Annotated in this window: 20 protein-coding genes and 1 pseudogene; 14 read left to right on the top strand and 7 right to left on the bottom strand. The window is 70.4% G+C overall.

Annotated elements, in window-relative coordinates:
- Window positions 1–44 precede the first annotated feature (44 nt).
- Entirely contained in the window at window positions 45–1343 is a 1299-nt protein-coding gene (locus D473_RS0118410) for a D-arabinono-1,4-lactone oxidase (protein WP_026127084.1), read from the bottom strand.
- Between the two features lie 149 nt (window positions 1344–1492).
- Between D473_RS0118410 and D473_RS0118405 the strand changes: the two genes are divergently transcribed.
- The 3 genes from D473_RS0118405 to D473_RS0118395 all read left to right on the top strand — a co-directional run bounded on the left by D473_RS0118405 (window position 1493) and on the right by D473_RS0118395 (window position 5675).
- Entirely contained in the window at window positions 1493–2512 is a 1020-nt protein-coding gene (locus tag D473_RS0118405; RefSeq protein WP_083918034.1) for a ferrochelatase, read from the top strand.
- A 194-nt stretch (window positions 2513–2706) separates the two neighbouring features.
- Window positions 2707–4743 (top strand): S9 family peptidase, encoded by a 2037-nt coding sequence (locus tag D473_RS0118400; protein WP_017610519.1) that lies wholly within the window; start codon window positions 2707–2709, stop codon window positions 4741–4743.
- Between the two features lie 116 nt (window positions 4744–4859).
- Entirely contained in the window at window positions 4860–5675 is an 816-nt protein-coding gene (locus D473_RS0118395) for an inositol monophosphatase family protein (protein ID WP_017610518.1), read from the top strand.
- A 162-nt stretch (window positions 5676–5837) separates the two neighbouring features.
- On the opposite strand, the gene D473_RS27730 is transcribed toward D473_RS0118395, so the two are convergent.
- The gene (locus tag D473_RS27730; protein WP_017610517.1) at window positions 5838–6002 is read right to left on the bottom strand and encodes a hypothetical protein; all 165 of its coding nucleotides are present in this window, start codon (window positions 6000–6002) and stop codon (window positions 5838–5840) included.
- 646 nt (window positions 6003–6648) lie between these two features.
- Between D473_RS27730 and D473_RS0118385 the strand changes: the two genes are divergently transcribed.
- The 3 genes from D473_RS0118385 (at window position 6649) to D473_RS0118375 (ending at window position 9369) form a co-directional block, all read left to right on the top strand.
- Window positions 6649–7302 carry a response regulator transcription factor gene (locus D473_RS0118385; protein ID WP_017610516.1) on the top strand — a complete coding sequence of 218 codons (654 nt, stop codon included), beginning with the start codon at window positions 6649–6651 and terminating at the stop codon, window positions 7300–7302.
- A gap of 136 nt (window positions 7303–7438) precedes the next feature.
- A complete protein-coding gene (locus D473_RS25810) occupies window positions 7439–8566 on the top strand; it encodes a sensor histidine kinase (RefSeq protein WP_017610515.1) in 1128 nt (375 codons plus the stop codon).
- Window positions 8567–9072: 506 nt separating this feature from the next.
- Window positions 9073–9369 carry a DUF4193 domain-containing protein gene (locus D473_RS0118375; protein WP_017610514.1) on the top strand — a complete coding sequence of 99 codons (297 nt, stop codon included), beginning with the start codon at window positions 9073–9075 and terminating at the stop codon, window positions 9367–9369.
- Between the two features lie 199 nt (window positions 9370–9568).
- On the opposite strand, the gene D473_RS0118370 is transcribed toward D473_RS0118375, so the two are convergent.
- Window positions 9569–9847 carry a DUF4235 domain-containing protein gene (locus D473_RS0118370; RefSeq protein ID WP_017574925.1) on the bottom strand — a complete coding sequence of 93 codons (279 nt, stop codon included), beginning with the start codon at window positions 9845–9847 and terminating at the stop codon, window positions 9569–9571.
- Between the two features lie 217 nt (window positions 9848–10064).
- Here D473_RS0118370 and valS point away from each other — a divergent pair, with 217 nt between their 5' ends.
- The 4 genes and pseudogenes from valS to D473_RS28175 all read left to right on the top strand — a co-directional run bounded on the left by valS (window position 10065) and on the right by D473_RS28175 (window position 14637).
- Window positions 10065–12644 (top strand): valine--tRNA ligase, encoded by a 2580-nt coding sequence (gene valS, locus D473_RS0118365; protein WP_017610513.1) that lies wholly within the window; start codon window positions 10065–10067, stop codon window positions 12642–12644.
- Between the two features lie 103 nt (window positions 12645–12747).
- A complete protein-coding gene (dut, locus tag D473_RS0118360; RefSeq protein WP_017610512.1) occupies window positions 12748–13209 on the top strand; it encodes a dUTP diphosphatase in 462 nt (153 codons plus the stop codon).
- A 100-nt stretch (window positions 13210–13309) separates the two neighbouring features.
- Window positions 13310–14152 carry a DUF3710 domain-containing protein gene (locus D473_RS0118355; RefSeq protein ID WP_017610511.1) on the top strand — a complete coding sequence of 281 codons (843 nt, stop codon included), beginning with the start codon at window positions 13310–13312 and terminating at the stop codon, window positions 14150–14152.
- Window positions 14153–14195: 43 nt separating this feature from the next.
- Window positions 14196–14637, top strand: a pseudogene (locus D473_RS28175) (PIG-L deacetylase family protein).
- Window positions 14638–14673: 36 nt separating this feature from the next.
- Here the strand turns inward: D473_RS28175 and D473_RS0118350 are convergent.
- Window positions 14674–15777, bottom strand: coding sequence for a serpin family protein (locus D473_RS0118350; RefSeq protein ID WP_017610510.1), 1104 nt, complete (start codon window positions 15775–15777; stop codon window positions 14674–14676).
- Window positions 15778–16071: 294 nt separating this feature from the next.
- Between D473_RS0118350 and D473_RS0118345 the strand changes: the two genes are divergently transcribed.
- Window positions 16072–16878: a DUF3159 domain-containing protein gene (locus tag D473_RS0118345; RefSeq protein WP_033353600.1), complete on the top strand. Its 807-nt coding sequence runs from the start codon at window positions 16072–16074 to the stop codon at window positions 16876–16878.
- Window positions 16879–16944: 66 nt separating this feature from the next.
- On the opposite strand, the gene D473_RS0118340 is transcribed toward D473_RS0118345, so the two are convergent.
- Both D473_RS0118340 and D473_RS0118335 read right to left on the bottom strand, forming a co-directional pair.
- Window positions 16945–17628 carry a potassium channel family protein gene (locus D473_RS0118340; RefSeq protein ID WP_026127082.1) on the bottom strand — a complete coding sequence of 228 codons (684 nt, stop codon included), beginning with the start codon at window positions 17626–17628 and terminating at the stop codon, window positions 16945–16947.
- A complete protein-coding gene (locus D473_RS0118335; RefSeq protein WP_026127081.1) occupies window positions 17621–18295 on the bottom strand; it encodes a potassium channel family protein in 675 nt (224 codons plus the stop codon). Before D473_RS0118335 ends, D473_RS0118340 begins: the two co-directional genes overlap by 8 nt.
- A gap of 262 nt (window positions 18296–18557) precedes the next feature.
- Here D473_RS0118335 and D473_RS0118330 point away from each other — a divergent pair, with 262 nt between their 5' ends.
- Window positions 18558–19847: a class I SAM-dependent RNA methyltransferase gene (locus D473_RS0118330; RefSeq protein WP_017610506.1), complete on the top strand. Its 1290-nt coding sequence runs from the start codon at window positions 18558–18560 to the stop codon at window positions 19845–19847.
- A gap of 137 nt (window positions 19848–19984) precedes the next feature.
- Here D473_RS0118330 and D473_RS0118325 read toward each other — a convergent pair whose 3' ends face one another.
- Window positions 19985–21088 carry a hypothetical protein gene (locus tag D473_RS0118325; RefSeq protein WP_241474819.1) on the bottom strand — a complete coding sequence of 368 codons (1104 nt, stop codon included), beginning with the start codon at window positions 21086–21088 and terminating at the stop codon, window positions 19985–19987.
- A gap of 298 nt (window positions 21089–21386) precedes the next feature.
- Here D473_RS0118325 and D473_RS0118320 point away from each other — a divergent pair, with 298 nt between their 5' ends.
- Together D473_RS0118320 and acnA are read left to right on the top strand one after the other, a co-directional pair.
- Window positions 21387–22322: an LLM class F420-dependent oxidoreductase gene (locus tag D473_RS0118320; RefSeq protein WP_017610504.1), complete on the top strand. Its 936-nt coding sequence runs from the start codon at window positions 21387–21389 to the stop codon at window positions 22320–22322.
- Between the two features lie 392 nt (window positions 22323–22714).
- A complete protein-coding gene (gene acnA, locus D473_RS0118315) occupies window positions 22715–25438 on the top strand; it encodes an aconitate hydratase AcnA (protein WP_017610503.1) in 2724 nt (907 codons plus the stop codon).
- Window positions 25439–25932: the final 494 nt, after the last annotated feature.

Below are 25932 nucleotides of genomic sequence, written 5' to 3'. Positions count from 1 at the left end.
TCTCGGGGAGCGTCGCGGCCGGCCGTCACGGCCTCGGCCCGGCCTCATCCCAGGACCCGCTCCAGATAGGCGTTGCCGAACCGCCGCTGCGGGTCGACCCGGTCGCGCACCGCCAGGGCCTCACCCAGCTTCGGATAGACCTTCTCCAGATCGGAGCGCCCGCGTGTGTGCAGCTTGCCCCAGTGGGGACGCCCTCCCGACGAGGCCAGCACCGCCTCCAGGTCGGCGAAGCAGCGCTCGTAGGGCACCCCCTGGTACATGTGCACCGCGATGTAGGCACTCTCCCGCCCGTAGGCGGTCGACAGCCACACGTCGTCGGCCGGGGCGAAACGCACCTCCACCGGGAAACTCAGCCGGTACCCGCGCCGCTCCACCACCGACCGGAGCTCCCGCAGCACCTCCCCGGCCTGCTCGGCCGGGACCGCGTACTCCATCTCGACGAACCGCACGTCGCGCACCGAGGCGAACACCCGGTGCGAGGCATCGGTGTAGGTGCGTGCCGACAACGCCCGTGAACTGATCTGGTTGACCGCCGGAACCAGCCCCGGGAACCGACGGCACACACGGTTGACCCCCTCGAAGACCCGGTTGGACAGCAGGTCGTCGTCCAGCCACGTCTTGAAAGGCGGCAGCGGTCGGGCCGGCCCCTCGGTGACGTTGTTGCGTTTGGTGTTGGTGTTTCCGGTGTGGGGAAACCAGAAGAACTCGAAATGGTCGTTGTCGGCCCGCAGCTCCGGCAGTCGCTCCAGCACCTCCTCCAACGGCATCGGCTCCTCGCGGGCGTGCAACAGGAAGGCCGGGCACACCGCGAAGGTCAGCGCCGTGACCACCCCGAAGGCGCCGAGCCCCACCCGGGCGGCGTGGAAGAGTTCCGGCTCCTCGGAAGCCGAACACCGCACCACCGATCCGTCGGCCGTGACCATCTCCAACCCCACGACCTGCGAGGCCAGACCGCCGACGCCGCGACCGGTGCCGTGGGTCCCGGTCTGCACCGCGCCCGCGACCGTCTGCACCGCGATGTCGCCCATGTTGGCCAGCGCGAGCCCCTCGCGTGCCAGCGCCTCGTTGAAGTCGCACAGCGCCATACCGGCGTCCACCGTCGCGGTGCCCTGCCCGTGGTCCACCGAACGCAACCCGGACAAGGACGTGGGGGAGAGCAGTACCCCGTCGGTGACGGCCACGTCCGTGAACGAGTGGCCCGACCCCACCATGCGCACCCGCAGGCCGTCCTCGGCGGCCGCGGCCACCTGCGCGGCGACCTCGGCGGGGCCGTTGGGGAAGGCGGTACGCCGCGGACGTGCCCGGTAGGTGTCGGCCCAGGTCTGCCACAAGACATCAGTCATGCGACCGGACATTACCGACCGGCGATCTCGCCCACCAGAGCCTTTCCGGCTCCGGTCGAAAGTCCCTGGCGGAGGAGAGTCCAAGAACACAAGCGTGGTGGCCACAGGTCTGAGCGCGTGAGCACCTCCGAGCTGGTTTCATGAGGAACATGAGGCCTTACGATGCGTTTTTGCTCATTTCTTTCGGTGGCCCGGAGGGCGAGGACGAGGTCATCCCGTTCCTGGAGAACGTCACTCGTGGACGCAACATCCCCAGGGAGCGGCTCGCTGAGGTCGGGGAACACTACTTCCTCTTCGGAGGGGTCAGCCCGATCAACCAGCAGTGCCGGGACCTGCTCGCCGCCGTCACCACGGACTTCGAGTCGGCCGGTATCGACCTGCCGATCTACTGGGGCAACCGGTTCTGGACCCCGTTGCTCACCGACACGCTGGAGCAGATGAAGCAGGACGGGGTGCGCCGTGTACTCGCGGTGCCCACCTCCGCCTACTGCAACTGGTCCAGCCGCACCGCCTACCTCGAGGACATCGACCGGGCCCGTGCAGCCCTGGGAGAGGGGGCCCCCGAGGTCGACCTGGTGCGTCCCTTCTTCGACCACCCCGGTTTCGTCGAGCCGTTGGCCGAGCACACCCGGCAGGCCCTCGACCGGTTGCCCGAGGACCAGCGCGAAGGTGTGCGCCTGCTCTTCTCCGCGCACTCCATCCCCACGGAGATGGCCGAGCGCAGCGGCGCCCCGGGACAGACCTACGGCCCCGCGGGCGCCTATGGCGACCAGCTCCAGGCCGTCGCCCGCCTGGTCGTGGAGCGCCTCGACCGCGAGTACCCCTACGAGGTCGTCTACCAGAGCCGTAGCGGTCCGCCCAGCCAGCCCTGGCTGGAGCCCGACGTCAACGACCGCATCGAGGAACTGGCCGAGGAGGGTGTGCCCGCCGTCGTGGTCGTCCCGCACGGGTTCGTCTCCGACCACATGGAGGTCAAGTTCGACCTCGACGTCGAGGCGCGCGAGACCGCGGAGAAGCGCGGAATCGGCTACCAGCGCGCCCTGAGCCCGGGATCGCACCCCGCGTACGTCTCGATGATCACCGACCTGGTGCGCGAGTACGGAGGACAGGCCGAGCAGCAGCGCCTGACCACCCTGCCCTCGTGCGAGATGGGGCAGTGCAGCTGCTGAACCGTCCGCCGGGCCGGTGCCGAGAGGCCGGTCCGGCACGGCCCCGCCTGCCCCTCCAGGCCCGCGCACACCTGTGGGAGGCTGGGGCCGGGGCGCGCTCGGCCGGTACTGCGAAGACATCCACCGAACCGCCCTCGCACCGCCGACACCCCCTGCGCGGTGTACGTCCACCCCGAGTCACAGGAGAACGCGTCTTGGTCCGTTCCTGGTACGAACTGCCGGAATACGTACAACTCCGCCGAGTCAACGGTCTGCACCTCTCACCGGACGGGACCCGTCTGGTCGCACCCGTGAGCGGCCCGGCCCCCGACGGCAAGAGCTTCCGCAACGCCCTGTGGGAGGTCGACGCCGCCCCCGAGTCCGAGGGCGGCCGGGCACCCCGCCGGCTCACCCGTTCCGCCGAGGGCGAGAGCAGCGCCGGTTTCCTGCCCGACGGTTCCGTGCTCTTCGGCGCGGGCCGTCCCGATCCCGACGCCGAGCCCGAGGACAAACCCGAGGCCGCCCTGTGGGTGCTGCCGGCCGACGGCGGCGAGGCCCGCCGCGTGGCCACCCGCCCCGGAGGCATCTCCGCCTTCACCGTCGCCCGAGACGCAGGGACGGTGGCCTTCACCGCCGACACCCACCCCGACGCCGCCGACGCCGAGGCCGAACGCGAGGCCCGCAAGGAGCGCCGTGAGGCCGGGGTGACCGCGATCCTGCACGAGTCCCTGCCGATCCGTTCCTGGGACCACGACCTGGGCCCGCAGTATCCCCGCTTCTTCGTCGCCGACCCGCCCGAGGACGAGGACTCCGGGCTCGGGGAGCACCGTGACCTGACACCCGACGCCGGCAAGCACCTCGACGGTGCCTCCGGCGATCTGACCCCCGACGGATCGGTCCTGGTCACCTCCTGGCGTGTGCCCACCGGTGGCGGATCGGTCCGCACCGAGCTGGTGCGCGTGGACACCGCCACTGGTGAGCGCAGCACCCTGATCTCCTCCGAGGTCCACGACTACGCCTCACCGGTGGTCTCCCCGGACGGGCGGCAGGTGCTGTGCGTGCGCGGCTTCGACGGCGACGCGGGCGGCGAACCGCGCTCGGTGACGCCGTGTGTGGTCGACCTCGACACCGGCCAGGAGCGGGTGCCGGCCGCCGAGTCCGAGCTGTGGCCGCGCGACCTGGCCTGGGCCCCGGACTCCGCCACGGTCTTCTTCGTCGCCGACGAGAACGGCCGTCGCCCCCTGTTCCGCGTCGACCTGGACTCGGGCGACCTCACCCGCCTGACCGGGGACCACGGTGCCTACAGCGCGCTGAACCCCTCCCCGGACGGGCGCCACGTCTTCGCCCTGCGCGACGCATGGGACGCCCCGCCCGCGCCCGTGCGCGTGGACGCCGCCACCGAGGACGCCGAGCCCGTCCACCTGCGTACCCCCGGCTCGGACCTGAGCATGCCGGGCACCCTCACCGAGGTGGGGACGACCGCCGAGGACGGCACCACGATCCGTTCCTGGCTCGTGTTGCCCGAGGAGGCCTCCGCCGACTCGCCCGCCCCGCTCCTGCTGTGGGTGCACGGTGGCCCCTACATGAGCTTCAACGGCTGGAGCTGGCGCTGGAACCCCTGGCTCATGGCCGCACGCGGTTGGGCGGTCCTGCTGCCCGACCCGGCCCTGTCCACCGGTTACGGCCAACAGATGCTGCGCCGCGCCTGGGGGCAGTGGGGGCCGCGTGTGCACGACGACGTCATGGCCGTCACCGACGCCGCCGAGGCCCGCGAGGACATCGACGCCGGCCACACCGCGATGATGGGCGGATCCTTCGGCGGTTACATGGCCAACTGGATCGCCGGGCACACCGACCGCTTCTCCGCGATCGTCTCCCACGCCTCCCTGTGGCACCTGGACGCGTTCGTCGGTACCACCGACCACCCGCCCGTGTGGGAACGCGAGTTCGGTACCCCTTCGACGCGTCCCGAACGCTACGAGCTCAACTCCCCGCACCTGAGCGCGGACCGTATCCGTACGCCCATGCTCGTCATCCACGGCGACAAGGACTACCGGGTGCCGATCGGGGAGGGGCTGCGCCTGTGGCGCGACCTGATGCTCCATGAGGTCGAGGCCAAGTTCCTGTACTTCCCGGACGAGAACCACTGGATCCTCGGCCCGGGCAACGCACGGGTCTGGTACGAGACGGTCTTCGCCTTCTTCGACCACCACGTGTTCGGCAAGGAGTGGGTCAGGCCCGACCACCTCTAAGCTGTGCCTCCGGGCCTCGCTCCGCTTCGGCCGGGGCCCGCCCGTCGCCCGCCACCACCCTCGACGGACGTCTGGCGGCGCGGCACTCACCGACGTCACCGCGGGGGAGAACAGACGTGACCACGACTCAGTCCGCACCCGACCCGGACGACCTGCGCGCGCTCGCCGTGCGGGTGGCCACCGAGGCGGGTGAACTGGCCGCACAGGGCCAGGAGGGCATCACCGTGCTGGACACCAAGTCCAGCCCGACCGACGTCGTCACCAAGATGGACCGGGCCACCGAGGAGCTCATCCGCTCCCGGTTGTGGGCCGAGCGCCCCGGTGACGCCTTCCTCGGAGAGGAGGAGGGCGGCGACGAGGCCGGTACAGCACCGGTCCGCTGGATCGTCGACCCGATCGACGGCACCGTCAACTATCTCTACGGAAGCCCCGACTGGGGGGTGGCCATCGCCGCCGAGGTCCACGGGCAGGTCGTGGCCGCGGCCGTGGCCCAACCCGGGCGCGGGCGCCTGTACGAGGCGGTCCGGGGCCGGGGCGCGTTCCTCGGTGGTGAACGTCTGGTCGCACCCGAGGCGGTGGCGCTGGACCGGGCCCTGGTCGCGACCGGGTTCGGTTACGTGCCCGAACGGCGCCGGCACCAGGCCCGGGTCCTGCTCGAGCTCGTTCCCCGGGTCCGCGACATCCGCCGTACCGGGTCGGCCGCGGTGGACCTGTGCGGGCTGGCATCGGGGCAGTGCAACGCCTACTACGAGCGCGGCCTCAACCCGTGGGACTGGGCTGCACCGGGCCTGGTGGCCGCCGAGGCGGGACTGCGTGTGGCCGGTGCCCGGGGCGGGCCGCCCAGCGAGGACCTGGTGGTGGCTGCACGGCCGGAGTTGTTCGAGGAGCTGGAACCGCTGCTCCTGGAACTGGGGGCCGACCGCGACGATTGAGGCGTGTCGGGTCTGCGATCGGGCCTGTGCGCCCGTGAGAGGCCCGCTCAGGGCATACGGGAGGGGCAGGGGCGCGAACATCGGCCCCTGCCCCTCCCGGTGTTTCATGGGGGCGTCCCGGTCACGCTGATCCGAGCGGCCCCCGAGCTCTCCGGCGCCCGTTCAGGCGTGGGTGTCGACGCCGTTGCGGGCCGCGAGGCAGTACAGGTCCTCGAGCTCCGACGCGTGCGTGTCGGCGAGGAAGTCGTCCCCGGCGGCCTGAGCCGACTGGAGCGACCGGTAGGTCTCGTTGATACGGACCTTGATCTCCGCGAGGAACTCGCCCATTGCACCTCTTCCAGGGGTAAGCACCGGGGCATGGCGACGCCCGGCGCGTGCGTCGATCGAAGTAGTCACGACCCTGTGACATGTGCGCCCGTCGCGGTCCGGCCGTCGACCGGCTTCCACGCGTGCGCTCACTATCTGTACCGCACTGTGACGAGGGCCAAACCATCGGGCCCCGGGAGAAAACAAACCGCGCCCGGAAGTGGCTGATGTGACTGATGGGGCTCCTGTGAATCCCCAGGTCACAGGCGATCCGGCGGCGTGTTCGTGAAGCCGTCGAGGTGATGCGCGAGACCGGGAATATCGGTGTCCCATGCCACATTGAACGTTGTAGGTCCTGCGCTTACTTGATTCTTATTCTTCATGTGTCAGATTCGAGATGTGCGGGGTTGAGCCGCCGCCGGCGGTTGGGGGATTCGTCGGCGGCGGCCCCCGCGCACCAAAGGGAGTTGAGACTCCCGGCCCAGCGCCCGGGCGACCGGGCCGAGGTGGTTCGTCAGGACCGAGGAGACGGGTTTACCGTCTTCGTATCTCGGCCGAGGGAATCCAGAAGGCGCGGCCGGGACCGAGAACGCCGCTGCCGGTGTGTTGGGGGATGCGCCGGCAGCGGCCCCTTTTTGTTCGCTGTCGAGACTGTAGAAGGTCCAACGTGCGCGTACTCGTGGTCGAAGACGAACAGGTTCTGGCTGACGCGGTCGCGGTCGGTCTCCGCCGCGAGTCCATGGCCGTGGACGCCGTCTACGACGGTGACACCGCGCTCGAGTATCTCTGGGTCAACGACTACGACGTCGTCGTACTCGACCGCGACCTCCCAGGGATCCACGGCGACGAGGTGGCCCGCACCCTGGTGCGGGACGGTTTCCCCGGGCGCATCCTCATGCTCACCGCCTCCGACGGTGTCGAGGACAAGGTCGAGGGCCTCGGCCTGGGCGCCGACGACTACCTCGCCAAACCCTTCGCCTTCGCCGAACTCATCGCCCGCGTGCACGCTCTGGCCCGGCGCGCCACCCCGCCGCTGCCGCCCGTCCTGGAACGCCACGGCATCACCCTGGATCCGGCCAACCACACCGTCCACCGCGACGGCCGCGCGCTCTCCCTCACCCCGAAGGAGTTCGCCGTCCTGCAGGTGCTCATGCGCGCCCAGGGCACTGTCGTCAGCGCCGAAGGGCTGCTGGAGAAGGCCTGGGACGAGAACGCCGACCCCTTCACCAACGTCGTCCGGGTCACCGTCATGACCCTGCGCAAGAAGCTCGGCGAGCCCTCCGTGATCCGTACCGTCCCCGGCGCCGGGTACCAGTTGTGAGACCGGAACGCGCCGAACCGGGCCAGGTCGAACCCACCCGTCCCGGCGACACCGGCACCTGGCGCAGGCTCAACGAGCCGGCCTCGGCGGGGGGGGGGGGGGGGGGGAGGGCGAACAACGCACCTCCTCCCGACCCATGGACCGCGTGCACCGTTTCACCGACAACCTCAGCCTGCGCGCCCGGCTCACCCTCATCTACGGGATGCTGTTCTTCGCGGCGGGCTCGGTGCTGGTCCTGGTCAACTACCTCGTCGTGGCGCTGCTGCTCAACGCCCTGCTGGTCGAGGACAGCGCCGCAGAGCTGCTCGCCCACAGCGACCTCATCGAAGAGGTCCTCAACCACGTCACACGCTTCTCACTGCTGGCTCTGTTCCTGGTCGGACTGCTCGCCGTCGGCCTGGGTTACGCCGTGGCCGGACGCGCCCTGTCGCCGTTGCAGAAGATCACCCGCATCGCCAGACGACTGTCCGAACGCTCCCTGCACGAGCGCATCGCCCTCTCCGGGCCCGACGACGAGATCCGCGAGCTCGCCGACACCTTCGACGGCATGCTCGAACGCCTGGACCACGCCTTCGACGGCCAGCGCCGGTTCGTGGCCAACGCCTCGCACGAGTTGCGTACGCCTCTGGCGATCAACCGCACTCTCTTGGAGGTGGCCCTCAGCGCCCCCGACGTCTCTGCCGACCTCAAGACCGTCGGCCAGACCCTCATGGAGACCAACGCTCGCCACGAGCGCCTCATCGACGGTCTGTTGTTCCTGGCCAAGAGCGACCGCGAGCTCGAGGTGCGGGCCCGCGTGGACCTGGAAGAGGTCGCGGGGACCGTTCTGAGCCAGCTCTCCGGGGAGATCGAGGGGTCCGGCCTCACTCTCCGCCGCGACCTGAGGGCCGCCGCCGTCGTGGGCGATCCCGTGCTGTTGGAGCGCCTCGTGGCCAACCTCGTGGAGAATGCCCTCAAGTACAACGTCGAGGAGGGTGAGATCACCGTCCGCAGCGGACTCTACGAGGGCATGCCCGCGGTGCAGGTGGAGAACTCCGGAAAGGTGATCCCCGCCTACGAGATCGAGGGCCTCTTCGAGCCCTTCCGGCGGGGGACCGGTGACCGGGTCGGATCCGGGCGCAGCGCCGGCCTGGGGATGTCCATCGTGCGTTCGGTCGTGCGTGCACACGAGGGTTCGGTGACCGCCTGGCCCCGCGCCGGCGGCGGTCTGGTCGTTACGGTGTGCCTGCCCACGCCCCCGACGGACCCCGCCGATCGGCGTTGACGTCCGTGGTCGTCTTCGCACGGCATCGCAACCCGGCCGTTACCAGGTGCGGGACGAGGCTGCACGAGCCCGCACTTCGTGGTATCTATACGTGTCCGACGACACGCACACCCGTGTCACGAGCGTGGACCACGGGTGGGTATGCTTCCCCGGGCGTGGACACGGAGGGAATCCCTCCTGACGTGGGCATGTCTTGGTTTTTGTCCACACCGGGGGCAGCGTTTCGCGAGTTCTTCCACTGTGGGGGGAAACGAACTTTCCACGTCTACGGGATGCCCGGTGTTGGGTAGTACTCAATCGACTGGTAGCGGGCACGACCACCTCACGTGGCCGCCTCCGGCCACGGACCCGTGGTCATGCCGCTGACCTGTGGACGGTGACCCGGGAGGGGGCACGGCCCACCCACATCGGTAGAACTCATCGGACGAACCGGGCACAAACCAAGGTCTCTCAAGCGTTACACCCGCGCGACGAGGCATTGAACGAGGGGGATGGAGTAAGCAGAGATGGCCACCGACTACGACAGCCCGCGCAAGACTGACGAGGACATCAACGAGGACAGCCTCCAGGAACTGCAGGCTCGCCGTGGAGACAAGGGCACCGGCACCATCGACGTCGACCCCGACGAGGTCGCCGAGGGGATGGAGCTGCCCGGAGCGGACCTGTCCGGTGAGGAGCTCGCCGTGCGTGTGCTCCCCCGCCAGGCCGACGAGTTCACCTGCTCCAGTTGCTTCCTGGTGCACCACCGCAGCCAGCTCGCTGTGCAGCGCAAGGGCCAGCTGGTCTGCAAGGAGTGCGTCTGAACGGACGTGAACGGGCCGTCTCAGGGGTTACGACCCATGGGGCGCGCATGTGAAGACGGGCCCGATCCGTTGTCCCCCCTACCGGCAGAGCCACGGGGGCGGCCCTCACGTCCACGGGCGAGGGTGGTGGACGGCCGACCGCACGAGTTCCCGTGCGGTGAGCCGTCCACCACCACGCGTTCCGGGCCCGGGGCCGTCACTACGAGCCCAGTTCGGCCCTGCGCGAACCACCGGCCCCCTTACGGGCGGCGCGGACGGCCAGTACACGGGCCACCTCGACTCCTACGCCGGCCAAGACGGCCCAGCTCAACGCGCGCCCCAGGCTGGTCTCGGGCGAGTCCACGTCCGTGGGCGGTTCCTCACCCGTCGCACGGGTCCAAGCGAAGGTCAGGGCCTTGCGCGTGGCGAACTCCGCCGCGAAACCGGCCGCGAAACCGATGAGCGCCGGAGCGAGCTCACCGCCGTCCTTCTTAGCCATCAGAATCGTCCACCGTTTCCTTCGTACCTTGCGCGTGGTGTGCGACAGGGACGCACACCGTCTGCGTACCGAATCCTGTCATGGGGGACCGCCGCGGCGCACCGGGGACCGCTCCGGTGTGCTCGGGCGTGTACGCGGGATGCGAGGCCCTTTTCGATGGACGCCTTCGGTCGCTCAGCAGGTCGAGGACCCGCCGAACAGGGCCTAATATTGGGCCATGACCAACCGCTCTCATTCCTTCCGCATGCCCGACAAGCCTTCGCTGGACGGTATCGAAGCGAAGTGGGTCGACGTATGGGATGAGTCCGGCGTCTACCATTTCGACCGCACCGTCGGCCGCGAGGACGTCTTCTCCATCGACACCCCTCCGCCCACGGTCTCTGGGTCGCTGCACATCGGTCACGTGTTCTCCTACACCCACACCGACACCGTGGCGCGTTTCCAGCGCATGAACGGCAAGGCCGTCTTCTACCCGATGGGCTGGGACGACAACGGGCTGCCGACCGAGCGCCGCGTCCAGAATTACTACGGCGTGCGCTGCGACCCGTCGATCCCCTACGACCCGGACTTCCAACCGCCGGAAAAGCCCGACCCCAAGCGGCAGCTCCCGATCTCGCGGCGCAACTTCATCGAGCTGTGCGACGTGCTCACCGCCGAGGACGAGAAGGTCTTCGAGTCCATCTGGCGACGCCTCGGGCTGAGTGTGGACTGGCGGTACACCTACGCCACCATCGACGACACATCCCGGGCCGCCGCCCAGCGAGCCTTCCTGCGCAACCTGGCGCGCGGTGAGGCCTACATGGCCGAGGCGCCCACCCTGTGGGACGTCACCTTCCGCACCGCCGTCGCCCAGGCCGAACTCGAGGACCGCGAGCGCCCCAGCGCCTACCACAAGGTCGCCTTCCACAAGGCCGACGGCAGCCCGGTGCACATCGAGACCACCCGTCCCGAACTGCTCCCGGCGTGTGTGGCCCTGGTCGCCCACCCCGATGACGAGCGCTACAAGGACCTGTTCGGCACCACCGTCACCACGCCCGTCTTCGGTGTGGAGGTGCCCGTCGAGGCCCACCGCCTCGCCGACCCCGAGAAGGGGTCGGGCATCGCCATGATCTGCACCTTCGGTGACACCACCGATGTCACCTGGTGGCGCGAGCTCCAGCTCACGACCCGTCCGATCATCGGGTGGGACGGGCGCATCATGGCCGACGCCCCCCAGGGCCTGCAGTCCGGTCCCGCTCGCGAGGCCTACGACAAGCTCGTCGGCGCCACCGTGCACACTGCACGCGAGCGCATGGTCGAGATGCTCGGCGAGAGCGGCGACCTCGTCGGTGAGCCCACACCCGTCACCCACCCGGTGAAGTTCTACGAGAAGGGCGACAAGCCCCTCGAGGTCGTCACCACCCGCCAGTGGTACATCCGCAACGGCGGTCGTGACGAGAACCTGCGCGCCCAGTTCATCCAGCGCGGACGCGAGCTGGTCTGGTACCCCGACCACATGCGCCAGCGCTACGAGAACTGGGTCGAGGGACTCAACGGCGACTGGCTCATCAGCCGGCAGCGCTTCTTCGGCGTGCCCTTCCCCGTCTGGTATCCGCTCGACGGCGAGGGCAACCCGCGCTACGACGAGCCGCTCGTGCCCGCCGAGGACCAGCTCCCGATCGACCCGAGTTCGCAGGCCCCGGCCGGCTACACCGAGGACCAGCGCGGCCTGCCCGGCGGGTTCACCGGCGACCCCGACGTCATGGACACCTGGGCGACCTCCTCGCTCTCGCCGCAGATCGCCTCCGGCTGGGAGCGCGACGAGGACCTGTTCCAGCGGGTCTTTCCGATGGACTTCCGCCCCCAGGGCCAGGACATCATCCGTACGTGGCTGTTCTCCACGGTCGTGCGCGCCCACTTCGAGCACGACTCGCTGCCCTGGTCCACCACCGGCCTCTCCGGCTGGATCCTGGACCCGGACCGCAAGAAGATGTCCAAGTCCAAGGGCAACGTCGTCACGCCCGTTGCGATGCTGGAGAAGTACAGCTCCGACGCGGTGCGCTACTGGGCCGCCAACGGTCGCCTGGGTACCGACACCGCGCTGGACGAGGGCCAGATGAAGATCGGGCGCCGCCTGTCCATCAAGATCCTCAACGCCAGCAAGTTCGTCATGTCGGTCGCGAGTGGGGACGCCACCTCCGACCCGGCCCAGGTCACACAACCCCTGGACCGGGCGATGCTCGCCGCCTTGGCCGAGGTCGTGGCCGATGCCACCACCGCCTTCCAGGCCTTCGACCACACTCGGGCCCTGGAGCGCACCGAGCGCTTCTTCTGGGCCTTCTGTGACGACTACCTGGAGCTGGTCAAGGCCCGCGCCTACGACACCGGGTCCGCCGAGGGCGCCTCGGCCCGCGCGGCCCTGCTCATCGCCCTGGACGTGCTCCACCGCCTCTTCTCGCCGTTCCTGCCCTTCGTGACCGAAGAGGTCTGGAGCTGGTGGCAGGAGGGCTCGGTGCACGGTCAGTCCTGGCCCGCGGCCGAGGAGTACGGTGCTCTGGCCGCCGACGGCGACCCCGCCGTGCTCGCCGCCACCGCCGAGGTGCTGCGCGACGTGCGCCGCGCCAAGTCCGAAGCCAAGCTGTCCATGCGCGCCGAGGTCGAGAGCGTGCGTGTGGCCGGCGACCGGGTCGAGGCCGTCCGTTCGGCCGTCGGTGACCTGGCCGCAGCAGGCCGCGCCGTCACCGTCGACCTCGAACCGGTCGAGGGCAAGGAACTCACCGTCGAGGTGAGCCTGCCCGACCCCGAGGAACAGCGGTAGTGGTCCGCAGGGGCCGGGGCGGCCGCGGCCGCCCCGGCCCCGCTGTTCGTCCCGGTCGGCTGTGCCGGGACCGATAGGCTCGGCGAATGTGAAGAGCACATCCATGGAAGAAGGCCGGATCCCGATCACGGTCCACCGGATCGATCCAGGCCTCCCCCTCCCCGAGTACGCCCACGACGGTGACGCAGGCGCTGACCTGCGCACGACCGTGGGCGCCGTCCTCGAACCGGGGGAGCGGACCACCCTGCCCACCGGTCTGGCCATCGCGCTCCCGCAGGGGTACGCGGCCTTCGTCCACCCGCGCTCCGGACTGGCCGCGCGCCACGGTGTCACGGTCGTCAACGCGCCCGGAACCGTCGACGCCGGGTACCGGGGCGAGATCCGGGTGACTCTGCTCAACACCGACGCGCACGTTCCCGTCAAGTTCGAGCGAGGGGACCGGATCGCCCAACTGGTGGTTCAGCGCGTGGAACGGGCCGAGTTCGTGGAGGCCGCCGCCCTGCCCGACACCGATCGGGGAGCAGGAGGTTTCGGATCGACCGGGGGACACACCGCACAGGGCTGACGGAACCCCCGGGCCCTGATCGGTGGATACCCGGTCCGCCGGACAGGGACCGACCCCGGTGACCAGCCGGGCCCGACCTGAGAGCTGGAGAGGTGAAGGCGTGTTCGGACGCCGCAAGAAGAAGGACCAGGGGACCGGCAAAGAGGCCGCCCCGGCCCCCGAGACGTCGCCGCAGAAGGAGGGGGCGGCCGGAGCTGTCTCCTTCGACAACGAGATCACACCCGAGAGGTCCCGGTCCGAGCCCGTCAAGGGGGAGGACCGCCATCGTGCGACCGGCCCCTGGGACGAGACCGAGGACGCCCCCGAGTCCGAGCGCATGGACCTGGGAAGCATGAAGGTGCCCATGGACCAGGGCTCCGACATCCAGGTCAACGTCGCCAAGGACAAGCAGGGCAAGCAGCGCATCATCGGCATCACCCTGGTGCGGGGCAAGACCTCACTGCAGGTCCAGCCCTTCGCCGCGCCCAAGTCCTCCGGTCTGTGGGACGAGATGCGGCAGGAGCTGCGCGAGCAGGTCACCCAGCAGGGCGGCCGGGTCGAGGACCACGAGGGCCCCTTCGGTGCCGAGCTGCGCGCCCTGGTGCCCGTCAAGGGCCGCACCAACGAGGAGGGCAAGCAGCTCGGCCAGCGTGTGCGCTTCATCGGCGTGGACGGCCCCCGCTGGGTGCTGCGCGGTGTCATCCGCGGCGAAGGGGCCTCCAAGCCCGAGATGATGGCCGAGGCCGAGCGGATGTTCGCCGGCATCGTCGTGGTGCGCGGTGAGCAGCCCGCGCCGCCCAACGAGATGCTGCCGATCACCGTGCCCAAGGAGATCCAGGACAAGATGGCCGAGGCCGCCGAGCAGCGTTCGGCACAGCAGGCCGCCCAGGAGGGGAACGCGGGCCGCTCGCCGAACGGTTCGCCCAGCTCCGGCACGGCCGGGGAGCAACCCTCCCAGAGCTGACAGGGTCCTGTCGGGGGAGCGCCGGTCTCCGTGAGCCCGGGCCATGACTCGGAGCACGGACGACAGCGCCCCCCGGCCCCTGCCGGAGGAGCGGCAGCGGGCCCTGGCAGCGGTGTCCCACCCCGACGCCCTGGAGTTCGGCACCTCCTCGGCCCTGGCCCGGTGGACCCGGCAGGGCAAGGACGCCGTCGAACTGCTCGTGACCAAGGGTGAGGCCGGCGTCGACACCTCGCGCCGGAACAGTGCGCCCCGGTCCGTATGGCCGAGCAGCGCGCCTCGGCGGCCGTGGCCGGCGCTTCGGCCGTGGAGTTCCTCGACTTGCCCGACGGCCCGGAACCCTGGCAGGGGGTACGGTTCGCCGCCTTCGGTTCGGCCCCCGGCCCACCCACTACGTCGAACGCTCGTTCCTGCCCGGGGCGGCGGCAGAGGCCGCACGTGTGGCCGGGCTCCCCCTGGCGACCGTGTTCGAGGTCTTCGACGTCTGAACCCGCCGGGACAGGGCGCCGGCGCGGGGCCCGGCGTCAGCGCGCCGGCCCCGGGTCGACCGGGTCGCTCACCCGCCCCAGGAACAGCAGTGCCCCGCGGCGTCGGAGCGCGAAGACGAACGGGCGGTCGACGGTGAAACGCACCGGACGTGTCGGTACCGCCGCCGACATCACCATCATCGCCGCGGTCGCGGCGGCCCCCTCGGCACCCTTCTCGTCCACACGCAGCACCGACTGGTGCAGCATCGCGTCGACCTTGAGCGGGACCTCGCTGATTCCGTCGAAGCGGGCCCGGTCGGAGGAGGCCTCGCGCACGCCCAGCTCGTCCAGGGGTTCCAGGAGCGAGGTGTCGGTCTCCACCGCGAACCGGGGCAGGGCCAGCTCCACCTGCTGCTGCTTGCGGCCCCCGTAGAGGGCCTCGAGGACCCGGGGCTGCAGCGGCGGCGGGGTGGAGGACTCGTCGTCGGGCAGGAACAGGTCGAGGGAGAGTTCGTGCCTGCCCTCCAGAGCCACCATCGACCACCCGTGTGCTCGGGCGTGGGGCAGGCGTGCGCTGCGGTGCATGGTCGCCACCTCGCGCCGCCCGCCGGGGGCGTGGAAGGGCCGCTGTTGGGTGCGGTCCATCTCGAACGGATCGGTCCAGACCATGGTCACCCACAACGCGTTGACCAGTAGGAACCGCACGTCGGGATGGACCGTTCCCGGTGGCAGGAGCTCATCGACCAGCCCATGGGTGACCCGTGAGACCCGGTCGTTGATGCCGGCACGCACGCCCTCGGCGTCCCCGGGGAAATCGGCGGCTTCGATCTCGGCGGCGACCCGCTCGTGTACCAGGTCCCCGAACCCCGGCCGCAGCGGGAGGCCGGCGCGCGGGTAGAGACCGTTGAGGGCGGACAGTTCCAGGCCCTGCTCGGGGGCGGCGGCCTCGTCCAGGGCTTCCAGGTGCCCGCGCAGGTCCTCGCCCACCAGGGACACCAGTTGTTCCCTGGTGCGCTCGCGGGCACCAGAGGCCAGTAGAGCCAGGACCGTGGCCACCGAGTACGGCGACCACACGTGTGATCTCTCCGGCCGGGTGAGGGCCCGGTCGAGGGCGGCGGCGAAGGCCAGGTGATCGGTCCGGGGTGCGGTACTCAGCCTCATGGGGCCTCCCTCACTGCAATGGGTGGGACCACCAGCGTACGGAAAGCGTGAGAAGCCGCACGCGACAACTGGGGAGCAACACGGACGAACCCGGGCCGGCCTCCTCACCGCCTGCCCCGACGGTCCGTGCACAGGGTGACACGTGGCATAGGCTGGTTCATGATGGCGGGCGACACCGCGTCGAAGACGTGCGAACCGGCAGATCTGCCGTCGAGGTCTTTCGTGAACCTGCGCCAGGAAGGAGAGGGCGTTCTTCCCCTGCCCGAGGGCGGGGTACTCGCGCCCAACACCCAGATGAGCGAGCAGCATCGGGCCGCCGCCGAAGAACCCGCCTTGTCGGAGGACCGGGACAGTACGGACGGTACCCCCCAGGTCACCGAGGACACCGTCGAGGCCTTGGTCCGCTCCCAGCTGTCGAAGGCGCTGGGCGGCAAACGCGGCATGGTCGAGGCCGCCGTGCCCACGCTGACCTTCACCATCGGTTACGTCGTGACCAGCGAGCTCGGCCGGTCGATCACCGCGGCCGTGGTCGTGGCCGTGTTGCTCGGCCTGATCCGCCTGGTGCAGCGCTCCTCGCCCCAGTACGTCATCACGAGCCTGTTCGGGATCGGGATCGCCGCGCTGTTCGCGATGCGCAGCGGCAATGCCGCCGACGCCTTCCTGCCCGGCATCATCTACAACGCCGTGTACGCGGTGGTGCTCACCGGGACGATCCTGATTCGCTGGCCCGCCATCGGGCTGATGATCGGCCCCTTCATCGGCAACAAGGAGGACTTCAGCTCCTGGCGCGCCGACCCCGCCGTGGTCACGCTCGCCTCGCGCCTGACCTGGCTCCTGATCCTTCCGTGTGTGATCCGTGTCCTCGTGCAGTTCCCGCTGTGGCTGGCCGACCGCTACGAGTGGGCCGACACGTTCGCGCTGTTGGGGCTGTCCAAGGTCGCCATGGGCTGGCCCCTTCAGGTCGCCGCCTTCGCCTGCATGGTGTGGGTCCTCGCCCGCGGCCGTACCCCTCTGGTCCGGGCCCCCGAACACCCCGAGGACACGGCGCACCCCGAGGGCCAGCACCGCCCCCAGGAGAAGGAGGGCCCCGAGAACCCCTGATCCGCGCGCCGGTGCCGGGCACCGGCGCAGTGCGGGGCCCGGAGGGACCGTGCCCGGGGCGGGGCCTCAGGTGTCGTCGGCGGGGCCGAGCAGGTCCTCCAGGACACCCAGGGTCTCCGGTGCGGCGAGGAACACGAGCGTGTTGCCCACGGCCAGCTCCCGAGACGGCTCGGGCGGGCGCACCCCGCCCGTGCCCAGCACCGCGACGAGCGCCGTGCCCTCGGGCAGCGACGCGGTCAGCTCCGACTCGGGACGGCCCACGAAGGCGCTGTGTGCGGGCAGTACCGTCTCGGCGATCTCGGCGCCCGGCAGGGGCGGGCGGATGCCCTCCTCCTCCTGGTCCTCCTCGGGCACACCCTCGACCAGGTCCGCGATCAGCCGCGGGGGAGAGACCGCCAGGTCCACGCCCCAGGAGTCGTCGAAGAGCCATTCGTTCCCGGGGTCGTTGATGCGCGCGATCACCCGCTCGACACCGAACTCGGTCTTGGCGAGCAACGAGACCACGAGGTTGACCTTGTCGTCGCTGCTGGCGGCGATGACCACGTCGAAATCGCCCAGACGGGCGTCCTCCAACGTCGCCAGCTCACACGCGTCGGCGAGCAGCCACTCCACCTGGGGCATGTCGTCGACCCCGATCCGCCGGGTGTCCCGGTCGATGAGCAGCACGTCGTGGCCGCTGCCGGCCAGCTCAGTGGCGATGGAGCGACCCACGCTCCCCGCACCCGCGATGGCGATCCGCATCTCAACCACGCTCCGTCTCGTCGGCCAGCTGCTCGGCCAGCCCTTCCAGGTCCGGGGCGTGGGCCGCCACGTGCAGAACGTCGCCGGCCTCCAACACCTGGTCGACCCCGGCCAGCAGGATCCGGCCGCCGCGCGTCAGGTAGACCACGCGCAGGCCGCGGCCCCGCTCCAACTCGGTCACACTGTGCCCGGCCCATACTTCGGGCAGGGGCATCTCTTGCATGGCCAGGGTCCCCGACGCGTCCTGCCACTCCGGGGCGGAGGCCAGCTGCCCGTCCCCGGGTATCATGCGCCGCAGGATCGCGTCGGCCGTCCACCCGACCGTGGCCACGGTCGGGATCCCCAGGCGCTGGTAGACCGTCGCGCGGCGCGGGTCGTAGATCCGGGCGACCACGTTCTCGACCCCGAAGGCCTCACGCGCCACCCGGGCGGCGATGATGTTGGAGTTGTCGCCGTTGCTGACCGCCGCGAACGCCGACGCCCGGTCGAGCCCCGCGGTCTGCAACACCTCGTGGTCGTGTCCCACACCCCGAACCGCGTGTTTGGCGACGTTCCCGCGCAGTCGGTGGAACGAGTCGGGGTCCTGGTCGATCACCGCGACCGTGTGCCCGAGGTCCACCAGCGTGTGCGCGAGAGTGGACCCCACTCGGCCGCACCCCATGATCACGATGTGCATCTGGCCCGCACTCCCGTCGAGACAACCCTCACCGGACACCGAACGAAGCGTGTCCTCGACAACACAGCCTGGCACAGATCCCCGTGGTACGCGTGGCGGCCCTCCTCCGGGGCCGCGTGCACGTGCGATCCGGTTCACGGGGGAGCCCCACCTGGGGCGCGAGCACGTCCGGACCGGGTCCGCGGGACGGTAGGTTGGGAACGGTGGGTGGCTGTGCGTGCAGGGTCACCGAGACGTGCCCCGACCATCGAAGGACACCGCCATGACCCGTGTGGGTACCGAGTTCGAGCTCACCGTCGACGACGTGGCCCATGGAGGGTGGTGCGTGGGCCGCCACGAGGACCAGGTCGTCTTCGTGCGCCACACCCTGCCCGGTGAGCGTGTACGTGTGCGTGTGACCGAGGAGACCACCCGGTTCCTGCGCGGTGACGCCGTGGACGTTCTCGAGGCCTCCCCGGACCGTGTCGATGCCCCCTGCCCCTACGCCGGGCCCGGAAAGTGCGGGGGCTGCGACTGGCAGCACGCCTCGCTCGGGGCCCAGCGCCGTATCAAGGGCCAGGTGGTCAGCGAGCAGCTGCGCCGTATCGCCGGCATCGAGCGCGAGGTCGAGGTCGAGGAACTCCCCGGTACCCCGGACGGCCTCGGCTGGCGTACCCGGGTGCGGTTCACCGTGGACGAGGACGGCCACGCCGGGCTGCGCCGCCACCGCTCCCACGAGGTCGAACCCGTGGACCGCTGCCTGATCGCCCACCCCGGCGTGACCGAGCTCGGTATCCCGGAGGTGCGCTGGAACGGTGTCCGCGACGTCGAGGGGGTGGCCTCCGCCGCCCGCGCCGACCGGGCCGTCATCGTCAACCCCGCCGGTGCCAAGCTCGGCACCTTGCCCGAACTGAAGGCCTCCAGCGCGGTGCTGCGACGGTTCAAGGGCGGCCGGATCCAGCAGGTGCGCGGGCGCAAGGGTGTGCGCGAGAACGTGGACGACCGTGAGTTCCGGGTCAGCGCGGGCGGGTTCTGGCAGGTGCACCCGGAGGCCGGACGGGTCCTGACCCACGCGGTCATGGAGGCCCTGCAGCCCAAGGAGGGTGAGACCGCTCTGGACCTGTTCTGCGGCGCCGGCCTCTTCACCCGTTTCCTCGCCGAGGCCGTGGGGCCCGAGGGACGCGCGATGGGTGTGGAGAGCGGGGCCGACGCCGTGCGCGACGCCCGCTACAATCTGCGCGACCTGGAACAGGTGCGTATCGAGCAGGGGGACGCCGCGGCGCAGATGCGCGAGTGGGCCGACGTGCGCGCCGACGTGGTCGCCCTGGACCCGCCGCGTTCGGGTGCGGGCAAGGAAGCGGTGAACCTGATCGCCGGCACACGCCCGCGCGCGATCGCCTACGTCTCCTGCGACCCGGCCACGCTCGCCCGGGACCTCGCCGAGTTCGAGCGCCGCAAGTACCGGCTGACCGAGCTCCGTGCCTTCGATGCGTTCCCGATGACCCACCACGTGGAGTGCATGGCGGTCCTGGAACCGGTCAAGCTCGCCCCGCGCCACCGCGAACTGGACTGACACACCCGGGCCGGTATCCCGGGCACCAGGCCGAAGCCGGCCCGGGAGGACGCGCATGCTGTCGCGCTCGGGCACGACGCGGCGGGGCAGGTCTCCTGCCGGAGGGTCATGCCGTGCGGGTAGGTGTCTCCGGCGGCTCAGCCGTCGTCGGGCACGGTGCTGCGACGCTTGCGGCCCAGATAGAGGGCGAGGCCGCCGCCGGCGAGTGCGAGCGTTCCCACGGCGGCGAGACCGGCCACGGCCGCCCCGGTCACGGGCAGGCCCTCTCCGGAGCTCCCGCGGTCGGTCCCGGCGGCGGTGTCCTCGTCCGCGGACCGGTCGCGGTCCGCGTCCTCGTGGTCGGGCCCGGCGGGCGCTTCCTCGACGGGTTCCTCCGCGTCGGGCTCCTCCTCGGCGGGTGCGGTACCGGTCCCGGCCTCGGGGGTGGCGCGCTCCTCCGTGGCGGCCTCCGGCAGATCACCGGAGCGCTCGTCCGCCCCGTCGGGTCCGTCCGAGGCGGTGGCCTCCCCGCCCTCGGCCCCGCTCTCACCGTCGACGGTGTCCTCGGGGGTGCCGCACTCGACGGCGACCTCTCCCAGGATCAGTTCGAACAGCTCCTCGCCGTCCTGGACGGCGGTCACGGTGGTGCCCACGCTCCCGCTGCGCGCGTTCTCCTCATCGGGCTGGTCCGTGACCACGGTGACCTCGGTCGCCTTCCCGCCGGGGCCCTCGACGACCTCGGTGACCTCGGGTCCGTCCGCCGCGATCGGGGTGTCCATGACGGTGACGACCCGCTCGCTGAAACCGCTGCCGCCCAGCGCTTGGTCCCACGACAGGTTCCCGTGGAAGTCGCAGGCCACCGATGTGTGCAGTCCGCCCACGGAGACCAGGGGTCGTTCCTCCTCGCCGGGCAGGACCAGTTCCACCCCAGCGGCCGCCGTGTGGGCCTCGGCGCGCCCGCTCTCCTCGGCGCTGGTCCCGACCTCCGAACGTTGCGGTCCGGCCACATTCAGGTACGGAGTGATGTCTGTGGGGTCGGTGGCGAACTCCGCGGCGGCGCGGTCGTCGCCCAACTCGGACTCGACGTGCACGTGTCCCCAGAACCCGCGCACACCCTCCTCCGGGACCTCCAGGTGCACCAGGGTGCTGTCCGCACTCGCGGGGAATTCCGCTTCGGTGTCGGCGGCGGCCGGGGCGACAGGGACCAGGGCCACGACGCCGCCGAGCAGAGCGGCCGGCGCGGTGAGGAGCGCACGGGACACGGACAAGGACACCACCTCCTGGAGAGGGCGCCGCCCCGGGCGGGGTCGGCCGAAAGCATCCTATTTTCTTCCAATTAAAATAATTGCCAAATACAAGTTGGTGTGTCGGGGATCATCCTGAATGGCCCCGACCGCCAGGGGCCGTAGTCCTCCGGGCCGCCGGGCCAGGGTGCGGGCCACAGTGGGTCCGAGGGCCCCGGACCCCGGCCGGTCCCGTGCCCGGCCGGGGCGGAGGGCGGCGGGAGCTGGGGGCCAGGCGGATTCGGCGCTGTGGCCGAGGGTGGGTGAAAATGGGCCCATGCGCCTGAGGATCTTTCTCGAGCCCCAGCAGGGGGCCACTTACGAGGACCAGCTCGCCGTCGCCAAGGCCACCGAGGATCTCGGGTTCGACGGCCTGTTTCGCTCTGACCACTATCTGCACATGGGCGACCACGCGAGTGGTCTGCCCGGGCCCACCGACGCCTGGATCACTCTGGCCGGCCTGGCCCGCGAGACCTCCCGTATCCGCCTGGGCACGCTCATGACCGCGGCGACCTTCCGTTACCCCGGCCCGTTGGCCATCGCGGTGGCCCAGGTCGACCGGATGAGCGGGGGCCGGATCGAGTTCGGCTTCGGCGCGGGGTGGTACGAGGACGAGCACGCCGCTTACGGGATCCCCTTCCCGGGGGCCGGCCGCGAGCGGTTCGACCGTTACGAGGAGCAGCTCGACATCATCACCGGCCTGTGGAGTACGCCGGTGGGCGAGTCCTTCCGCTACGCGGGCAAGTACTACCGTCTCTCGGAGGGGCCCGCGTTGCCCAAACCGGAGCAGGGGCCGCGCCCGCCGGTCATCATCGGTGGGACCGGTCCCAGGCGTACCCCGCGCCTGGCGGCCGTGTTCGCCGACGAGTACAACGTGCCCTTCGCCTCGCTGGAGGAGACGGCGGCCGCCTTCGGGCGCACACGCGAGGCCGTGGCAGCTTCCTCCCGTACGGGGTCCATGGCCTACTCGGCGGCGCAGGTGCTCTGCGTGGGCCGGGACGAGGCCGAGATCGCCCGGCGGGCCGAACGCATCGGCCGCGACCCCGAGGAGCTGCGGGTCAACGGTCTGGCGGGCAGTCCGGCCGAGTTGGTGGACAAGATCGGCCGGTTCGCCGAGGCGGGGGCCGAACGCCTCTACCTCCAGGTGCTGGACATGTCCGATCTGGACCACCTCGCGTTGGTGGCCGATCAGGTGGCGCCGCAGGTGAGGTGAGTCCTTCCGAGGAGCGGGTGCTTCCAAGGGGGCGGGTGTTCGTCCACGACGGGCGCCCGATAACTTGATATCGAGATACAAGTCAGATACCTTGATGTCAAGATAACAGTGGGGTTCCCCCGGCCCGCATCCGGCTCGGGCGTGTGAAGTTCACCGCTTGCCGACGCCCGGCCCCGCTCCATCGTGGACGCCCGCGATCCGTGGGCCGCCTGTCCTGCGCGAGTGGTGTCGTTGCAGGTCAGGTCGGAACTGGTGGATGCTGGTGGAGTGGCGGGCCCCGAGCTCGGGGCCCCGGTCCCCGGCACCGGACAAGGGCGGCCTCAGTAGGTCCCGCGTTCGCCCTATGAGGCAGGATGCTGGGGACAAAGTGGCGAGATCAGGAGGCAGACACCGTGTCCACGAACAGCTTCGGCGCACGTGACACGTTGCGCGTTGGCGACGAGTCGTACGAGATCTTCCGGTTGGATGCCGTGGAGGGCTCCGACCGGCTTCCTTACAGCCTGAAGGTTCTGCTCGAGAACCTCCTTCGCAAGGAGGACGGGCAGAACGTCACCGCCGACCACATCCGTGCACTGGGCAACTGGGACCCGAAGGCCCAGCCGAGCCAGGAGATCCAGTTCACCCCCTCGAGGGTGATCATGCAGGACTTCACCGGCGTTCCCTGCGTCGTCGACCTGGCGACCATGCGTGAGGCCGTGCGCGAGATGGGTGGCGACGCGGACAAGATCAACCCGCTCGCCCCCGCAGAGTTGGTCATCGACCACTCGGTCGTGGTCGACCTCTTCGGGAGCCCCGACGCGTTCGAGCGCAACGTCGAGATCGAGTACGAGCGCAACTACGAGCGCTACAAGTTCCTCCGGTGGGGGCAGACCGCCTTCGACGAGTTCAAGGTCGTCCCGCCCGGCACCGGCATCGTGCACCAGGCCAACATCGAGCACCTGGCGCGCGTGACCATGAGCCGCAACGGCCAGGCCTACCCCGACACCTGTGTGGGTACCGACTCCCACACCACGATGCAGAACGGCCTGGGCATCCTGGGCTGGGGCGTCGGCGGCATCGAGGCCGAGGCCGCCATGCTCGGCCAGCCGATCTCCATGCTCATCCCGCGCGTGGTCGGTTTCAAGCTCACCGGGCAGCTCCAGCCGGGCACCACCGCCACCGACCTGGTGCTCACCATCACCGAGATGCTCCGTGAGCACGGCGTCGTCGGCAAGTTCGTCGAGTTCTACGGCGAGGGTGTCTCCTCCGTGCCGCTGGCCAACCGCGCCACCATCGGCAACATGAGCCCCGAGTTCGGCTCCACCGCCGCGATGTTCCCCGTCGACGAGGAGAGCATCCGGTACATGAAGCTGACCGGCCGTTCCGAGGAGCAGGTCGGGCTGGTCGAGTCCTACGCCAAGGCCAACGGCTTCTGGCACGACCCGTCCAAGGAGGCCGAGTACTCCGAGTACCTGGAGCTCGACCTGTCCGAGGTCGTGCCCTCCATCGCCGGCCCCAAGCGTCCGCAGGACCGCATCGCGCTGTCCGAGGCCAAGACCTCCTGGCGCCACGACGTGCGCAACTACGTCGAGGACGAGGTCGACGAGACCAACGAGGAGTCCTTCCCGGCCTCCGACGCCCCGGCCCAGCACGCGAACGGCGTCCGTCCGCACCGCGCGGTCGAGGTCACCATGGCCGACGGCACCAAGACCGAGATCGACCACGGCGCGGTCACCATCGCCGCGATCACCTCGTGCACCAACACCTCGAACCCCTCGGTCATGCTGGGCGCCGCCCTGCTGGCCAAGAGGGCGGTCGAGAAGGGGCTTTCCAGCAAGCCGTGGGTCAAGACCTCCATGGCCCCGGGCTCCAAGGTCGTCACCGACTACTACGAGCGCTCCGGCCTGACCCCGTACCTGGACAAGCTGGGCTTCAACCTGGTCGGCTACGGCTGCACCACCTGCATCGGCAACTCCGGCCCGCTGCCGGAAGAGATCTCCAAGGCCGTGCAGGACAACGACCTGGCCGCCACCTCGGTGCTGTCCGGCAACCGCAACTTCGAGGGCCGGATCAACCCCGACGTCAAGATGAACTACCTGGCCTCGCCGCCGCTGGTGGTCGCCTACGCCCTGGCCGGGTCCATGGACGTGGACATCACCACCGAGCCGCTGGGTGTCGGCAAGGACGGCGAGAACGTCTACCTGGCCGACATCTGGCCCACCGCCGAGGAGATCCAGGAGGTCATGGACAACTCCATCGCCTCCGACATGTACGAGTCGGCCTACTCCGACGTGTTCGCCGGTGACGAGCGTTGGCACGAGCTGCCCACGCCGACCGGCAACATCTACGAGTGGGAGGAGGACTCCACCTACGTCCGCAAGCCTCCGTACTTCGAAGGCATGGGCCAGACCCCGGACCCGGTCACCGACATCGACGGCGCCCGTGTGCTGGCCAAGCTGGGCGACTCGGTCACCACCGACCACATCTCGCCCGCCGCCGCCATCAAGCCGGGTACACCGGCGGCCGACTACCTGAAGGCCAACGGTGTCGAGCGCCGCGACTTCAACTCCTACGGTTCCCGCCGTGGCAACCACGAGGTGATGATCCGCGGTACGTTCGCCAACATCCGCCTGCGCAACCAGCTCGCGCCGGGCACCGAGGGCGGCTACACCCGCGACTTCAGCCGGCCCGGGGGACCGGTGTCCTTCATCTACGACGCCGCGCAGAACTACGCCGAGCAGGGCACCCCGCTGGTGGTCCTGGGCGGCAAGGAGTACGGTTCCGGTTCCTCGCGCGACTGGGCCGCCAAGGGCACCAGCCTGCTGGGGGTGCGCGCGGTCATCACCCAGTCCTACGAGCGCATCCACCGTTCCAACCTGATCGGGATGGGCGTTCTTCCGCTGCAGTTCCCCGAGGGCGAGTCGGCCGACTCCCTGGGTCTGACCGGTGAGGAGACCTTCTCCATCACCGGCGTGACCGAGTTCAACGAGGGCCGCGTCCCGAGCACGGTCAAGGTCTCCACCGAGACGGGGGTCGAGTTCGACGCCGTCGTGCGTATCGACACCCCGGGTGAGGCCGACTACTACCGCAACGGCGGCATCCTGCAGTTCGTCCTGCGCCAGCTGATCGCCGAGTAGCGGTTCGATCTCCGCTCCGCACCCGACAGGTGCGCCGCGCGGTTCACGGGGGCCGCCACCGTCCGACCGACGGTGGCGGCCCCTTCTTCCTGCGGTGGCGCCACCGCCCGCCATCGTCGGCGCACGGGTCTTCGACCGGGGACGGGGCCGAGGGGCGCCCCTGGAGTACCCGGCACCCGCTTTCTGTGGCTAACCTGGGTGAGACCCCCACCGGGGACGCCGTCCTCGCGCGCCCTGTGCCGGCCGCGCGGAGCGCCGGACGCGCCGTCCCGGCCCCCGGACACCCTGCCGTGTCGACCACGGTTCCAGGAGGCGGGCCGGGGGCACGCATGACGACCAAGGAACGGGACGGGCGTGGACGAACCCCTGGACCAGGACACAGGCTCGGCCCCAGGACGCGGGCCCGAGGGGACCGTGGGCGACTTCCGGATCCTGCGCTCGTTGGGGCGCGGTGGTTTCGGCGAGGTCTTCCTGGGTGAGGACGATTCCGGACG

The sequence above is a fragment of the Nocardiopsis xinjiangensis YIM 90004 genome (assembly GCF_000341145.1).
Classification (GTDB): domain Bacteria; phylum Actinomycetota; class Actinomycetes; order Streptosporangiales; family Streptosporangiaceae; genus Nocardiopsis; species Nocardiopsis xinjiangensis.
The sequence above is the reverse complement of the archived record's forward strand: the minus strand, read 5'-3'. Positions and strand labels throughout refer to the sequence as shown.

Bases quoted from the DNA above. Each gene is read 5' to 3' on its own strand.
- D473_RS25810 (WP_017610515.1), top strand. From the start codon at position 7,439: ATGGACCGCGTGCACCGTTTCACCGACAACCTCAGCCTGCGCGCCCGG.
- D473_RS27730 (WP_017610517.1), bottom strand. From the start codon at position 6,002: ATGGGCGAGTTCCTCGCGGAGATCAAGGTCCGTATCAACGAGACCTAC.
- dut (WP_017610512.1), top strand. From the start codon at position 12,748: ATGGAAGAAGGCCGGATCCCGATCACGGTCCACCGGATCGATCCAGGC.
- D473_RS0118345 (WP_033353600.1), top strand. From the start codon at position 16,072: ATGAGCGAGCAGCATCGGGCCGCCGCCGAAGAACCCGCCTTGTCGGAG.
- D473_RS0118330 (WP_017610506.1), top strand. From the start codon at position 18,558: ATGACCCGTGTGGGTACCGAGTTCGAGCTCACCGTCGACGACGTGGCC.
- D473_RS0118335 (WP_026127081.1), bottom strand. From the start codon at position 18,295: ATGCACATCGTGATCATGGGGTGCGGCCGAGTGGGGTCCACTCTCGCG.
- D473_RS0118405 (WP_083918034.1), top strand. From the start codon at position 1,493: ATGAGGCCTTACGATGCGTTTTTGCTCATTTCTTTCGGTGGCCCGGAG.
- D473_RS0118320 (WP_017610504.1), top strand. From the start codon at position 21,387: ATGCGCCTGAGGATCTTTCTCGAGCCCCAGCAGGGGGCCACTTACGAG.
- D473_RS0118410 (WP_026127084.1), bottom strand. From the start codon at position 1,343: ATGACTGATGTCTTGTGGCAGACCTGGGCCGACACCTACCGGGCACGT.
- D473_RS0118370 (WP_017574925.1), bottom strand. From the start codon at position 9,847: ATGGCTAAGAAGGACGGCGGTGAGCTCGCTCCGGCGCTCATCGGTTTC.
- D473_RS0118375 (WP_017610514.1), top strand. From the start codon at position 9,073: ATGGCCACCGACTACGACAGCCCGCGCAAGACTGACGAGGACATCAAC.
- valS (WP_017610513.1), top strand. From the start codon at position 10,065: ATGACCAACCGCTCTCATTCCTTCCGCATGCCCGACAAGCCTTCGCTG.
- D473_RS0118350 (WP_017610510.1), bottom strand. From the start codon at position 15,777: ATGAGGCTGAGTACCGCACCCCGGACCGATCACCTGGCCTTCGCCGCC.